Raw genomic sequence first — 13,344 nt, 5'->3', positions numbered from 1 at the left:
CTGCCACACTAGCGCTCAGGAGGGGCACGACCCATGCCGAGTGAACAACGCGCCGCGCTTGTGCAGACGCCGGTCGGCGCCGAACTGTTGACTTTCACGCATCTCGTCGGCCGCGACGAGATCAGCCGCTGCCTTGCCTACACCGTTGGATTTGTTTCGACCAATGCCGATATCGACCCGCTGAAGATGCTGGGCGGCGCCGTTTCGATCGAAGGCGAGGCCGACCCCAAGCGCTGGTTCAGCGGCCTCATCGCCGAGTTTCGCCTTACCCGCATCGAAGATCGGCTGGCTCACTACGAGGCGGTCGTCAGGCCGTGGTTGTGGTTCCTAGGAAATACCACCGACTGCCGCATTTTCCAGGACAAGACCGCCGTCGAGATCGTGGAGGAGATTTTCTCCAAATATGGCGGCATCGCCAAGTTCGAGAAGCGCCTGCAGGGCTCCTATCCGCCGCGCGAATATTGCGTGCAATATGACGAGAGCGACCTCGATTTCGTGCAGCGGCTGCTCGAGCACGAAGGCATAATGTACTTCTTCGAGCATGCCGAGGGCGAGCACACGCTGATCCTGGCCGACGCCATGAGCAAGCTGAAGCCGGCGCCGGGCTATGAGACGGTGCTATATCAGTTCGAAGGGCAGGGCTCGCGCCGCGACGTCGAGTACATCACCGACTGGATTCCAGGCAGCGCGGTGCGCCCCGGCGCCTATGCCCACACCGACTATGACTTCGAAAAACCCGCCGCCGACCTGATGGCGAAGTCGGCGCAGCCCTTCGGCCACAAGCAGGCGGCCGGCGAGAACTATCGCCATCCCGGTGCGCATCTCGAAGTCGGCCGCGGCGACAGCCTGGCGACGATCAGGCGCGAGGAGATCCAAGCGCCGCACATGCGCATCGCCGCCGTCGGCACGGTGCGGGGCCTGTTCTCAGGCTGCACCTTCAAGCTCGACGGCTTTCCGCGCGACGACCAGAACAAGGACTATCTGGTTGTCAGCGCCGAATACCGGCTGTTCGATCCGGGTTACCGCGCCGGCGTCGACACCGATGGCGAGAATTTCAAGGTCGTGCTCGGCCTGGCGCCGACTTCAGTTGCTTATCGGCCGCCGCGCATCACGCCAAGGCCGATCATGCGCGGGCCGCAGACGGCGACCGTGGTCGGTCCGTCCGGCGAGGAGATCTTCACCGACAAATATGCCAGGGTGAAGGTGCAGTTCCACTGGGACCGCCTCGGCAAGAAGGACCAGAAGAGCTCCTGCTTCGTGCGTGTGTCGCAGACCTGGGCCGGCAGCGGCTGGGGCTTCATCCAGATCCCGCGCATCGGCCAGGAAGTGATCGTCGATTTCATCGAAGGCAATCCCGACCTGCCGATCATCACCGGCAGGGTCTACAACGCCTCGCAGATGCCGCCCTACGGACTGCCCGGCAACGCCACGCAGTCGGGCTGGAAGTCCAACTCGTCGAAGGGCGGTGGCGGCTACAACGAACTGATGTTCGAAGACAAGGCCGGCTCGGAGCTGGTCAACTTCCAGGCGCAGAAGGACCACCACCTTCTGATCAAGCACGACCGCAACAAGACGGTGCAGCACGACCAGTCCGACCGCATCGACCACGACGCCAAGCACTCCGTCGGCCACAACCTCGACGAGGACGTCGGCAACAACAAGACGGTCAAGGTCGGCGTCGACCAGACGACCAATATCGGGTCGAACGACACTGAGACGGTGGGCAAGAACCGCTCACTGACGGTGGGGGTCGATGAGACGATCAACATCGGCTCGAACTCCACGGAGACCATAGGTGCCAACCACACCCAGACGGTTGCAATCGTCCAGACGGTGACCGTTGGCGCGGCCCGGGTCGATTCGGTCGGAGCATCCGAGACCCGAACTGTGGGCGGTCCGCAGACGAACACGATCGGTGCGACGCGGTCGGTCACCGTAGGTGCTGCGCAGAGCCACGATATCGGCGCGGCTGATAGCTGGAACATCGCGGCGGCGCAAAGCGTCAATGTTGGCGCCGATCAGAGTTTCACCATCGGCGGGGCACAGTCGTCGCAGATCGGCAAGGGCAGGTCGGCAAAAATCGCTGCGGACGACGCAACCGATGTCGGCGGCGGGCACGCGCTCAAGGTCGGCAAAGGCAGCGGAATCCAGATAGCCGAAGACAGTGTGATCAAGGTCGGCAAGAATCTGATGATCGAGGCGGCCGACTCGATCACGCTCAAATGCGGTTCGGCCTCGATCACGATGAAAAAGGATGGCACCATTGTCGCTGATGGGAAGGATATTACCCTCAAGGGCAGCGGCAAGATCACCGTCAAGGCCGACGGCGAGGTGATCGTCAAGGGCAGCACGATCAACAACAATTGAGGGCATCATCATGGAAGTGCTGGAGCGTATCGACGGCGTCGTGATCGGCCTGCTGATCGGCTTCCAAGGCGGGGCGCCGCTGGTTGTCTTCGTCGGCAATCCGCGCGAGACCGCGATAGCGGCGCGCAGCCTGACGGAGCTGGACGTTTCGGCCGTCGGATCCGAACTGGCTTTGCTCTTCGAGGGCGGCGACCCGGCGCGGCCGCTGGTGGTCGGGCGCATCGTCGATCCTGCGCCCCGCGGCAGGAGCCTCGAAGTCGTCCGCGACGGCGAACGTGTCGTCATCAACGGCGATGAGCGCATTGAACTGCGCTGCGGCCTGGCATCGATCATTCTGGAGAAGAATGGACGCGTGACCATTCGTGGCACCCAGTTGACCAGCCAGGCCAGTGGCACCAACCGCATCCGCGGCGGGGCCGTGCATCTTAACTGAGGCATTGCCGATGCACAGCATCGCGACCATTGCGGCGATCGTGGACCAACACGCCGAGGACGCGGCGTTCCTGTGGCTTCGACGTCGTCTGGAGATCGACGGTCCAATCCTCGACGAGACCGATATCGGCCGCATCGACCAGCGTCTCGAAGCCAATCTCGAAGGGCTCATGGCAGCCGGCAAGGCCGGTTGGGAAGCTGCTCAAGCGCGCTTCGCCGACTACGCCGAACCGGGCGAGATTTTCGTGCTTGGCACTCTGGCAATGCGTTGGAGCGATGCCAAATTGGTGACCTCTGCAATCGACGCGGGCGCAAGCCTAGGTGACGCCGGCATATCGAGCCTGTCTGCCGCGATCGCGCGCACGCCGGGCGAAAACCTGCGCCCGTTCGTGGCGCAGTGGCTGGACACGCGCGACGCGCGGCTGCGCTGTCTTGGGCTATCTGCGCTCTGGCATCATCGCGTCGATCCGGGACAGCGCCTGCATGATCTGGCCAGCCATTCCAATGCGAACGTGCGTTGGCGCGCCGTCCGGCTCGCCGGCGTGCTCAGGCGGCGCGACCTGCTTCCGGAAGTCCTGGCTGGGCTTGACGGCGAGACAACGAAAGAACGTCTTGCGGCCGCCTTCGCTGCTTGCCTGCTTGGCGAGGCTCGGTCCGCGCACTCGGTGATCGACAAGATCGTGCTGACGGAGACGGACCATGCGCAGGCGGCGATCGAGTTGCGCCTGCTGACGACGCCGCCGAAGGCCGGCAAGGCCTGGCTGCAATCACGTCTCGGACAGCCTGTCTTGCGCATCGCGGCCACGGCATCGATCGGGCTGCTCGGCGACCAAGCGGTGGTGCCGTGGCTGATCGAGAAGATGCGCGAGCCGGAACTGGCATCCGCAGCGGGTGCAGCACTTCGCGATCTGTTCGAGGTGGACTTCGGCGACACCGACCTTTTCGTTGCCGATCCAGCTGTTCTTGGCGAGGGCTTTGCCCAACTCGACGACAGCTCGCTGCCGGCCGCCGATCGCGTCGAAGCATGGTGGGACGAAGGGCGCGGCGGGCGCAACCATCGTCTGTTCCGTTCGATGCGCAGGCTCAGGGTGGATGCGTTGCGCGCGGCGATCGCCACGCCCGAGGCGCCGCTGGCAGACTGGCGCAGGACACGCAAGTTCCCGGCGTGGATGTGATCGCTTTCGCCGAGGGAAGGCTTGTCCCTCCGTTCAGCGTTGGCGGAGGTCGGTAAGCGCGATCGCCGACCGGTTGCCACCCTCGGATGCAAGCTCGCAGGCTGCGACGCGGCCCGGCGCGTAACCGCTTATAAAACTGTCGGCCGCCAGCATCAGAACAAGTGCCGCACTAGCGGCTCCAATGTCGCCGACCGTCATCGCAGGGTAGGCTGTCGGGAATATCTCGCGGTGCGTGCGGTAGAAGCGCGAGCGACCGACCAGTTGTTCGAGCCCGCTGTACCGTTCCCCGTTTCCATTGCTGACAAGGAACTCGATATCGGGTTCCTTGGGTCCGGACCCGCTGAAGGCAGCAAGCAGCGAAGCCACCATCGCACGGCCTTGACTCTGGCGTTCGGAAAGAACGCTGTCGATCTCTTGAGCCAGGCCCGCCCCGCAAATCATTGCAGCCGGCCCGCTCCCCGGCGCTCGCGTCAGGCGCACGAAGACAGCGCCCTCGCCAGGGACTGCCCCTTGAGCATTGTTTTCGGATTTCAGACGATTGGCTCGCATCAAGCGCGCAATGTCGGTCCCGTTGACGAGGCTGTCCACACCACCCAGCAGCACCTGCGCGACGGTCCCGGATTCTAGCATGTCGCCGGCATAGTCGAGCAGTCCGGCGCTGGCTGCGGCACCGCCGTCAAATACGCGCGAGCCGGCATTGAAGCGCAGGCCGCATCGCTCGAAAATGGCATTCAAAAGGCGCCCCCGCTCGACCTCTTCATACGCCGGATGGTCGCGGAAACTCTCCGGCAGCGCGAGCAGAACAGCGGTCTGGTCCGGCGTTGCCTTGTTGTCGAGCATCGCCTCCTTGAGAGCGCGGGCGCCCATGCTGGCGAGCCATACCCGGTCATTGCGTCGCAGGCCCGCCTTGGCTGGAATGCGTGCCACGATCTGTGTGGTGGGAAACGGCTCTGAAAGAGGCACCTCCTGAAATGCTGACAGGTTGGCGCGAATGGCTGAGATGGTCTGGCGCGCGTTCAATCCAGCAGGCGTGACGGCGCCACCAACCGAGATGTAGAGCGGCCGCTTCACGGCTGCCACGCCGAGCGATCGCGCAGGGCCCCGTCGCCGCCGAGAAGATTGAGATAGAGTTTTCGCTTGCGGCGCGCATTGATCCAAACAGGAGAAATGTGGCCGAAGGCGATTTCCCGCAGCGCCGGCACGTTGCGCCGGATTACCACTGCCAAACGAGCCTTAAGGGTCACGCGCTTCAAGTCAGGCTCGATGAGCACGGTGTCAGGCTTGAACGCGTTTTCTTCTACACGATCGTCATAAATGAGCCGAAGCGGGGCCGTGATGCGCGGCAGGCGGAAATCCCATCTGCCCGAAGCCGTCATGCCGATCACCGTGATATCCTCGCCGTTGCCGATGCCGGCCATCTGCTGATCGGCTGGGGCGCACATATAATGCCGCGTGTCGAAGTCTTTGGGAGCGAGCGGCCATTGGGATTCGAGCCAAGCCTTGTCGTAGGTTCCGGCGAAAGCCAGGCGCGGTTGCCAGCCCCGGCCAATCGTCCCGAATCCCGCCGGCCTCAGGGATTCCCCAGGTCGGGCTTGCGCTTCGCCCGGATACATGACGTTGGGCGCCTCGGTTCTGACCGCAGGATCTGCAGACCGGGCGTTATGGTACCCCACGCCGACTGGGTTGCGCTGGTCCGTGCGCAAGTCTTCCAAAGTGCCGCCATAGGTGCGTTCATAGACGATCGGCATGGTCCGGAAAGGCGCCGGTGCGCTGTAGCCGCCGGAGTCGTAGATCCGGTCCCCGACGACCTGCATTACCTTGCGGATCGAGTTACCGACACGCAGGCCAACCTGCATCTCGCGTACCGGCCTTCCATCCGGCGCGTGCGCGACGCCATTCACGATCACCTCGGCGCCAGGCTTGACGGGCGCGATGTCCGCTTCGTAGCGGGTCGATGAAAGGGCCGGATCGCCAAAAGGCTCATCGCCAAAGATCACCGGCACCTGTTCGGCCGCTGGCTGGAATTCCTTTCCTTCATCCGTCGCCGTGAAACTTGCCGATAGCATGACAATCAGAGTTTCTTGGCCGTCAGCATTCAATTGGACGTGCGTCGCGGCGGCGAAGGGTGTCCTGTTTTCCAGCCAGACATCGAAGGCCATCGTTCAGCACCACCGGCCGTTTTCATCAAGCCCGATCGGCCAATAGGGCATGGCCGTCAGCAGTTCTACATATTCCTTGTTGCCTTCATCGACGACCCATTGCAGCAGGAACACCTCAGGCGCGAGGCGGTCGGCCGCGGGCAGCGTTTCCCCCACCGCAACGCATCGCAGCCAGTATTCCCGCACGAGCCACACCACCGCCGGATGATTCGCCGGGCCGGCCGCTGCATCATCCAGCTGGGCCGTGATCGCTTGATTGACGGTCAGGCCGCCATCGACCAGTTCGTCGAGGCCAGCTTCCCAGATCTCGGAAGCCACCTCGAACGTCTCCTGCAAGTCAGCGAGGTAGGCCTTGAACAGGGACCTATAGGCAGCAGAGGCCTCGCGGCGCGAAAGGCGGATTCCATGATCGGGACCGACAACGTCCTGGGGTGCGTTGAGAAGCCGGTTCAGGCCGAGTTCGACACTATGATCAATCCGCATTGCCATCTTCTTCTAGCCTCAGCACATTTCGAGAGATGGATCCTCGCCGATCGGGACATAGACGAAGTACTTGAAGTACTTGAATAGTTCCGTGTCGTATTCGGACATCATTTCGACCAGCAGCAGATTGGGCGGCACGGGACCGCTGGCGTCCGCTTCGTCGCCATCCTCACCCCAGTTCGATTCATCGTCCTCGTCGTCATCATCGGTCTGTCGGGCGTACCGTTCAAGGTTCAGGCCGTGAACCTTGAAGTAGTGCTTGCGGTAGATCGCCAGAATCCGTGGATGGGCCACCAGCCCGGCGGGCCAATGCAGATTGGCTATGTTCTCACCGGAGGCGTTCAGGCGCTGCTGCAGTGCGCCCCACCATTCCTCGATCGCCGGCATGACGGCGTGGAGCTCTGCGGTCCACGCATCGATTATCGCCGTATAGTCAGCGTCGAGATCGGCAAAACCCGTTGCACTCATCGCCTAGATCCCCCGAGCGTTCATGAACTTCCTAATCGCCTTGTTGTCCACCTTCGACTGCCGGCCCGGCTGGCTGTTGCTGTGGCTGGAGCAATGCGGCCTGACGTAAAGCGCTTTCATCGCATCCTTGAAGCCTTGTGGGACGATCTCTATATTGCATCCACCCGCGTACCACGCTGCCTTCTGCGTCGGCTGGTGATCGGCGATCAGCGGGGCTTCCTTCCCCGAAATTTGCCGGTTGACCTTGGCCTCCAGTCGCTTGATCGCGGTCTTGTTCTTGCCGGTCGTGCGTTTCTTCAACCTGTCAAGGTTACGTTTGCATTCCCAGCATGGCCGGTTCTGAACCTTGGCTTTCTGCGGGCCTGTTGGCTGGGTGTAATGATCGTCGTAGCAATAATCGGTCGTGCATTTCTTCTTCTCTTTCACCAGAAGAGCATTGCGGAAGTTGACCAAGGCGGCGGTATCGATGGTGTTCGGGAGTGGACTTGCCGTGTTCTGCTCCATGGTGTCGCCATGGCGGCAGACACCCTTACCCTCCACCTTGACGACGAACGACCAGAGCTTGAACACTCCCTTGCCCTTGATCTTGTGCGTTATGACCCCCGCGCCGAGGCCTTGGGTGGCCGGCTCGTTGCCGGTGCTGGTCGCAACCTCCGACGAGCTTTCGAGCGCGGTCGGATTGCCTTCGATCTTTACGCTCTTACTGCCTTTGGTGAGATCGCTGGAAGACAGCATGTTGACGTATGGAACCGGAACCGGGCCTGCCGGCGGGGAAGGCGGGCTCAAGCACACATCTCCCGGCGCCACGCCCTTGCCGCCGCTTCCTTTGTGGAAGAAGCCCATGCCTTCAGCAAAGACTGTGCTGCCCATCAGAGCTATTCCGTCTCAGGGCGCGGGGCGCGCATTTTCGGCAGGGCGTTGGCCGCCAGGTCGTGAATATCCGAGAACGCGAACTCATGCACCGACCAGTCGTCGAGCCAGAAGCCAATCCGGTTCGGATCGCCATGGCTGTTGCTGGGCGCGGCAAGGTTGGCCAAGCCTTCGGCTATCCAGGACTGCGTCCTCTGCAATTCGACCGCTTCATCAACGATTGACGCAACGCCGTCGAACCATGCATCGTCAGGTGCCGGTGTAGCCCCAATCCCGATGATCGCGAACGGATAGCGGCGTCCCACGCGGTCCTCGCTCATGCGCCATGCGCCGGCACAGGGCCGGTCGCCGAAAATGCCGCTCCTGACGATGAAGCGCCAAACACGCGAATCCAATTCCCCCTCGTCTGGCCTCTCGCGCAACTCCATCGACATCCAGCGGTCCCAGCGGTCGATGAAGGTCCGCGGCAGGTTTACGGCAACGAAATCTCCGGTCGCCGGAATCTTGCCGAAGAAGCCGATGTTCAGATCTGCGGCGGACATGAGAATTTCTTGAACATCTGGAGGTTGTAGGGATTTTCGACGCTCGCCGCCTTGAGCTTGAAATCGGCGTACATGCCTTTCGTCCCCAGCCGCAGGCTGTAGACATCGGACAGCGACGTCCCGGTGAAGCGGCCGCCGCGCAGCATCCTCAGCCACGCCCAGCTTCCCGTCTCGTTGAGCATGATTTCGGGCGAGCCGTCGATCGGCTGGAAGGCGAGCGAGATAACGCCGGTGCCGTCCTTGCCGGGCCAGGTCATCGGCTGCGGCCGCGTCGCATTGTTGAAATAGACCAGGTTCTGGCCATCGAGGTTGAGCGTGACGCGGGTCACGTTGGGCGACAGGTCGGTCGGCTCGAGCGTGAAGGCCATCACCGGGCCCTGACCGCCGGGAAAGAGATCGTCGCGGATGCGCCGCGCCTGCTCGAAGGCGGCGAGCGCCGATGGGTCGAGGCCGAAATCGGCACGCCATTTCCAAGGCTGCGCCGAGGTGTCGACATAGCCGATCAGATGGTCGTTGATGAAGCCGTCGATCATCCCTGCCGGTCCGAACAGGCGGGCGAAGTCGCGCACGTTGACGTCGACGGCACTGTCGGGGCTGAACGGATAGCGGTCGTTGAGCGCGGCCTGGCAGAAGGGCAGGATGTCGGCGCGCCAGATGGCGTTGAGCTCGGAAGCGACGGCCTTCTGCGTCAACCCGCTGGTGTCGCCGGCAATGCCGCTCAGCCAGGTGTTCACGGGGTCGGGCAGGATCTGTGCCTGGCGGGCGACGGCGCCGGTCAGTTCGGCCAGCCCGCCCTGTTTCTTGATCGCGTCCTGCGGGTCGGGATTGGCGGTCACCGTCTGCAGCACATTGGACAGCGCCGTCAGCGCAACGACCGCGGCATCGAGCGCCGGCGGCTGGCCGTCGACCTCGGCAATCGTGCTCTTGAGCGGCTTGAAGTGCTCGGCCACCAGCGTGCCGGTCAGGTCGACTTCGCTCGCCGAGCCTGCGCGCGGCAACAGCTTGGCGCCGGTCTTGACGATCTTGCCCAGCTTGCCGAGTTTGCCCAGTAGTTTCGAGCCGCCCTTCGCCGCCGCCTTGTCGTCGGTCGGCGCCTCGTCCGAGCGGGTGAGGTCGACCTCCTGGACCACCGCCGTCAACAGCCGCTTGAGCGCGGAATCGGCGCTGGAAAGGTCCTTCAGATTCTCGCTGGCAATGTTGAGGTCGCTGAGCGGCGCCAGCCGCATGTCGCGCAAAAAACTGTCCCACTGCGCGATGTAATCGTCATAGTAGAGCTTCAGGATATCTTCCGATAGCGCCGACACCGACGTCTCGGAATTTTCCGAGCAGCCGCCGGCAAACACGGCGCGGTCGAGTGCCGCCTGGGCGGCGACATCCTCGACCCGGTCGAGGATCGCATCGTGGAAGCCGTCATAGGTGAAGGCGCCTGATATGCCGACGCGCAGCGTCTTGTCGGAGCGTCGCGAAAACACCTTGGCGCCGTTCGGCCCGGCGAAATTGGCGGGGATCCATTCCTTCAATCCGGCCACCGCCGGATCGGCCAGCAATTGCTTGTAGGCCCGCGCCGGCAGCGAGATCGTGCAGACCGTTTTCAGCGCTTCGGCGACCAGCGCCTGGTCGGGCGCGATGTAGCTGTCGTCGACCGCCATGCGGCGGATCGCTGCCAGCTGGTGTTCTTCCGCATCGGCTGTCGGGAAGGGCGCGGCCGGCGCGAATTCGGGCAGGTCGTTCACCCACCAATTCTCGACGAAGTCGGAGTCCATCTGAGACAGACCGGTCATCATGCGGTAGGTCTTGAGCGCCCCCAGCATGAAGTCCGGATCGCGGATCTGCCGCCACATGGTCGCTTCGAGCAACGCCACCATCCGCGGCTCCAGCACGTTGCGCAGAGCGTGGTCATAGGTGTCGGTCTGCGCCCGCATCATCTCGGCCGAAGCCGATGGTCCGAGCAGGTCCTGTGCCTTGTTCGGAGGCGCAGTCCTGGCATTGGCGACTTCGTCCATGGCGGTCAGGGCAACGTCCATAGCCGGCTGCAGCACCGAGGCGGGCGTCGCGGCGGTCGACGTCAGCGGCGCCTGCAGTGCTTCGAACTGGCCGGCTTGCGCGGCGATGGCGTTGCGGTTGTCGTAGTAGGACCAGGTGAACAGGCCGCCGGCGAGTATGGCCGCAGCCGCGCAGGCAGCGGCGGCACCGCGCCAGATCCAGCTGCGGCGGCGCTGCGCCAGCGGATCGAAGGTGCCGAGCCCGGCCTCCTTGAAGATCACCTCGGTCAAAAGGTTTTTGAGGAAGAAGCTGCGCTTCTCGAAGCGCTGCGCCGGCATCGTGCGTCGTGCCGGCAGCCCGAAGGAGGAGGCCAGCGCTGCGGTCAGCCGATCGATCGGCGCGCCTTCCTGGGTGGCCGAGGTCAGATAGAGGCCGCGCAGCCAGGCTGCCTCCTCGTAGCGGCTCTCGCCGAACATCGCCTCGACCAGCACCTGGATCGGCTCGGACAGGCTTTGCAGCTGTGCGGGAAAGCGGAAGATCTCGGCCCGTTCGGCCAGCTTGTCCTCATCCTCCAGCCGTGGCACCAGCCGCTTTTCCAGCTCCCTCGACAGCGTCGTGACTTCACCCGCGATCGCCTTGGCATCGACGCGCGCGTCGAGCGGGAAGGTCGTCCCCCATACCTGTTCGCGCGCCGCCGTCGACAGGCCGCCGAAGAAAGCCTCGAAGCCTCTGATCAGATCGGCCTTGGTCAGCATGAGATAGACCGGCAAGCGGATTTCCAGCCGCTCTTCGAGCTCGGCCAAGCGCCTGCGGATCTTGCGGCCATGCGCCTTGACGGCTTCGTCGCCCTCGGACAGCGCGTCGATCCCAAGCGCAACGATGACGCCGTTGAGCGCACGACGGCCACGATGCTTCTTCAACAGATCGAGGAAGCCCAGCCATTCCACGGCGTCGACATCGGGCTGGCTTTCCTGCTGGACATAGCGGCCAGCGGTGTCGATCATCACTGCGTTTTCGGAGAAGAACCAGTCGCAGTTACGGGTACCGCCGATGCCCTGCAGATCGTCGGTCAGGTCGATGGGAAAGTTGAGGCCGGATTGGCGCAAGGCCGTCGTCTTGCCGGTCGCCGGCGGGCCGACGATCACATACCACGGCATCTCGCGCAGGAACTTGCGGCCGCCGAGCTTGCGGCGCTTCAACTCGACCATGACGTCCTGGAACTTGGCGCCGACCGCGGCGACGTTTTCCTCGCCCGGGCTGAGCCGCTTTTCCTCGACCGGGGCGGAAATCTCGGCGACGAACATGCGGTTGGCGCGGATCGCGCGGCGCTGCGCGACGATCAGCCAGATCAGCCAGAAGATCACCAGAAGAGCGATGATGACGATGCGCACCGTCTCCGACGCCATCGGCACATAGTCGCCGACCCGTACGATCGGGCCGAATACCCAGATGATCAGCGACAGCAGCGCCAGGCCGATGAGCGTCCACAGGAAACGCGAAGTCAGGACCGCCCAGAGGAAGCGCAGGATGAACATGTCACAGCCTCTTTTCGACCAGCACTTCGACGCGGCGGTTCAAGGCCCGGCCTTCGCGTGTGCCGTCGTCGGCCACCGGATCGGTGGCGGCCCGGCCTTCGGAGCGCACGCGCTCCTTCGGCACGCCGTTCTGAATCAGGATATCGGCAATTTCCGCGGCGCGGGCTTCCGACAGCCGCTGGTTGGTGGACAGTGGGTTGGTCTTTTGCAAGGGAACGCCGTCGGTGTGGCCGACCACGGTGATATCGCCGATCAGCTCCTGGTTCTCGAGGATCACCTTGGCGACCGAGGCGATGAGCGGATCGAAGCCGTCTGTCAGCTGCGCGCGCGACGACTGGAAGAGTTCGGGATTGGAGGCCTGGATGACCAGCCGCGCCAGCGACACGCTCTCCGTGCCGCTCAGCGCTCTCTTGAGCTCGTCGGGTGCTGCCGCCTGGAATTCCGGCAGCAGCGCGAAATCCACCGCCACCGGCGGCGGCGCGTCGACCTTCGGCGAAGCGCGGGTGACATCCGTACGCGTCGGCGGCGGCAAGGCGCGAACCAGCGCCGAAAGCTCGACCGCCTGGCTGCTCAGGCTCATCGACAGGCCGATATGGATGGCGGTGGCGATCACCGCCGCCGCCGCAACCATCACCCAGATCGGCACGATGAAGCGCTGCGGTTCGTCGGAGGCGATCACGCCCTTCCAGTTGGGCGACAGCGGTGCGCCTTCGGCGTCGCTGTCGCGCAGGAAACGCGCTGCAGCCACCCGCACCGCATTGAGCGAACGGTCGCCGGAGCGGCCCGGCACGCGATATTTGCCGCGGAAGCCGAGCGCCATGCAATGATATTGCAACTCCAGCATTTCGCGGTCGCGATTGGGATGGCGTTCAAGCTCTTCGAGCCGGGCGAAGAACTGCGCGCCGGCATCGACGTCGCCGCGCAGCATCACCACCAGCGGCTGGCGTGGCCATGCGCTGGCTCCGCCCCACGGCGTATTCAGCGCCAGATCATCGAGCAACGCAGCCACCAGCCATGCCGCCTGGTCGGCGCGCTCGAGCGAGGAGCCCTGCGCCATGGTGGCGTCGCGGCAGCGCACAAGTTCGTCGAGCAGCCTGGTGCGCAGGGCTTCCGGGTTCTCCGGCGGCTGCGCGTTTTCCAGTTCGGGTGCAAATTCCAGCAGCGGCGAGAACGCGTTGACGAGCACGTTCGGATGCGCGCGCGCGGAGCGTTTCGCGGTCACCCCTGACGCCGGCAGCGGCATGGCGCGCGGCGTTGGCGCTCCGCTCAGCCGAATGCGCGTCCGCTCCCGATCCTCGGACAGTCCGAATGGATCGTCCCTGCTCATCAT

General features: G+C 64.0%; 11 protein-coding genes. 3 read left to right on the top strand and 8 right to left on the bottom strand.

Annotation, left to right across the window (positions count from 1 at the left end):
- Positions 1 to 33: 33 nt before the first annotated feature.
- From NLY42_RS29790 to NLY42_RS29780, 3 genes are read left to right on the top strand one after another with little or no spacing between them, the layout of a single operon-like run.
- Positions 34 to 2,367: a type VI secretion system Vgr family protein gene (locus NLY42_RS29790; RefSeq protein ID WP_023754020.1), complete on the top strand. Its 2,334-nt coding sequence runs from the start codon at positions 34 to 36 to the stop codon at positions 2,365 to 2,367.
- A 7-nt stretch (positions 2,368 to 2,374) separates the two neighbouring features.
- Positions 2,375 to 2,800, top strand: a complete 426-nt coding sequence (locus tag NLY42_RS29785) for a DUF6484 domain-containing protein (protein ID WP_023682625.1) — start codon at positions 2,375 to 2,377, stop codon at positions 2,798 to 2,800.
- Between the two features lie 10 nt (positions 2,801 to 2,810).
- Positions 2,811 to 3,974 (top strand): hypothetical protein, encoded by a 1,164-nt coding sequence (locus NLY42_RS29780; protein WP_023704807.1) that lies wholly within the window; start codon positions 2,811 to 2,813, stop codon positions 3,972 to 3,974.
- 33 nt (positions 3,975 to 4,007) lie between these two features.
- On the opposite strand, the gene NLY42_RS29775 is transcribed toward NLY42_RS29780, so the two are convergent.
- Genes NLY42_RS29775 through icmH form a run of 8 tightly spaced genes read right to left on the bottom strand, consistent with a single transcriptional unit; the run spans position 4,008 to position 13,341 of the window.
- Positions 4,008 to 5,054, bottom strand: a complete 1,047-nt coding sequence (locus NLY42_RS29775; protein WP_023754021.1) for a hypothetical protein — start codon at positions 5,052 to 5,054, stop codon at positions 4,008 to 4,010.
- Positions 5,042 to 6,133: a DUF2169 family type VI secretion system accessory protein gene (locus NLY42_RS29770; protein ID WP_023754022.1), complete on the bottom strand. Its 1,092-nt coding sequence runs from the start codon at positions 6,131 to 6,133 to the stop codon at positions 5,042 to 5,044. The genes NLY42_RS29775 and NLY42_RS29770 overlap by 13 nt, the downstream gene beginning before the upstream one ends.
- 3 nt (positions 6,134 to 6,136) lie before the next feature.
- Complete coding sequence (locus NLY42_RS29765; protein ID WP_023682621.1) at positions 6,137 to 6,616, bottom strand: hypothetical protein; 480 nt, start codon at positions 6,614 to 6,616, stop codon at positions 6,137 to 6,139.
- An 18-nt stretch (positions 6,617 to 6,634) separates the two neighbouring features.
- Positions 6,635 to 7,084, bottom strand: coding sequence for a hypothetical protein (locus NLY42_RS29760; RefSeq protein ID WP_023682620.1), 450 nt, complete (start codon positions 7,082 to 7,084; stop codon positions 6,635 to 6,637).
- Positions 7,085 to 7,087: 3 nt separating this feature from the next.
- A complete protein-coding gene (locus NLY42_RS29755) occupies positions 7,088 to 7,954 on the bottom strand; it encodes a DUF4150 domain-containing protein (protein ID WP_023682619.1) in 867 nt (288 codons plus the stop codon).
- Between the two features lie 5 nt (positions 7,955 to 7,959).
- Entirely contained in the window at positions 7,960 to 8,496 is a 537-nt protein-coding gene (tagF, locus tag NLY42_RS29750; protein ID WP_023754023.1) for a type VI secretion system-associated protein TagF, read from the bottom strand.
- Positions 8,478 to 12,014, bottom strand: a complete 3,537-nt coding sequence (gene tssM, locus NLY42_RS29745; protein WP_023754024.1) for a type VI secretion system membrane subunit TssM — start codon at positions 12,012 to 12,014, stop codon at positions 8,478 to 8,480. Before tssM ends, tagF begins: the two co-directional genes overlap by 19 nt.
- A 1-nt stretch (position 12,015) precedes the next feature.
- Entirely contained in the window at positions 12,016 to 13,341 is a 1,326-nt protein-coding gene (gene icmH / locus NLY42_RS29740) for a type IVB secretion system protein IcmH/DotU (protein WP_023754025.1), read from the bottom strand.
- Positions 13,342 to 13,344: the final 3 nt, after the last annotated feature.

Source organism: Mesorhizobium sp. C372A (assembly GCF_030323245.1).
Taxonomy (GTDB): domain Bacteria; phylum Pseudomonadota; class Alphaproteobacteria; order Rhizobiales; family Rhizobiaceae; genus Mesorhizobium.
The sequence above is the reverse complement of the archived record's forward strand: the minus strand, read 5'-3'. Positions and strand labels throughout refer to the sequence as shown.

Bases quoted from the DNA above. Each gene is read 5' to 3' on its own strand.
- NLY42_RS29790 (WP_023754020.1), top strand. From the start codon at position 34: ATGCCGAGTGAACAACGCGCCGCGCTTGTGCAGACGCCGGTCGGCGCC.
- NLY42_RS29770 (WP_023754022.1), bottom strand. From the start codon at position 6,133: ATGGCCTTCGATGTCTGGCTGGAAAACAGGACACCCTTCGCCGCCGCG.
- icmH (WP_023754025.1), bottom strand. From the start codon at position 13,341: ATGAGCAGGGACGATCCATTCGGACTGTCCGAGGATCGGGAGCGGACG.
- NLY42_RS29755 (WP_023682619.1), bottom strand. From the start codon at position 7,954: ATGGGCAGCACAGTCTTTGCTGAAGGCATGGGCTTCTTCCACAAAGGA.
- tagF (WP_023754023.1), bottom strand. From the start codon at position 8,496: ATGTCCGCCGCAGATCTGAACATCGGCTTCTTCGGCAAGATTCCGGCG.
- NLY42_RS29760 (WP_023682620.1), bottom strand. From the start codon at position 7,084: ATGAGTGCAACGGGTTTTGCCGATCTCGACGCTGACTATACGGCGATA.
- NLY42_RS29765 (WP_023682621.1), bottom strand. From the start codon at position 6,616: ATGCGGATTGATCATAGTGTCGAACTCGGCCTGAACCGGCTTCTCAAC.
- NLY42_RS29780 (WP_023704807.1), top strand. From the start codon at position 2,811: ATGCACAGCATCGCGACCATTGCGGCGATCGTGGACCAACACGCCGAG.
- tssM (WP_023754024.1), bottom strand. From the start codon at position 12,014: ATGTTCATCCTGCGCTTCCTCTGGGCGGTCCTGACTTCGCGTTTCCTG.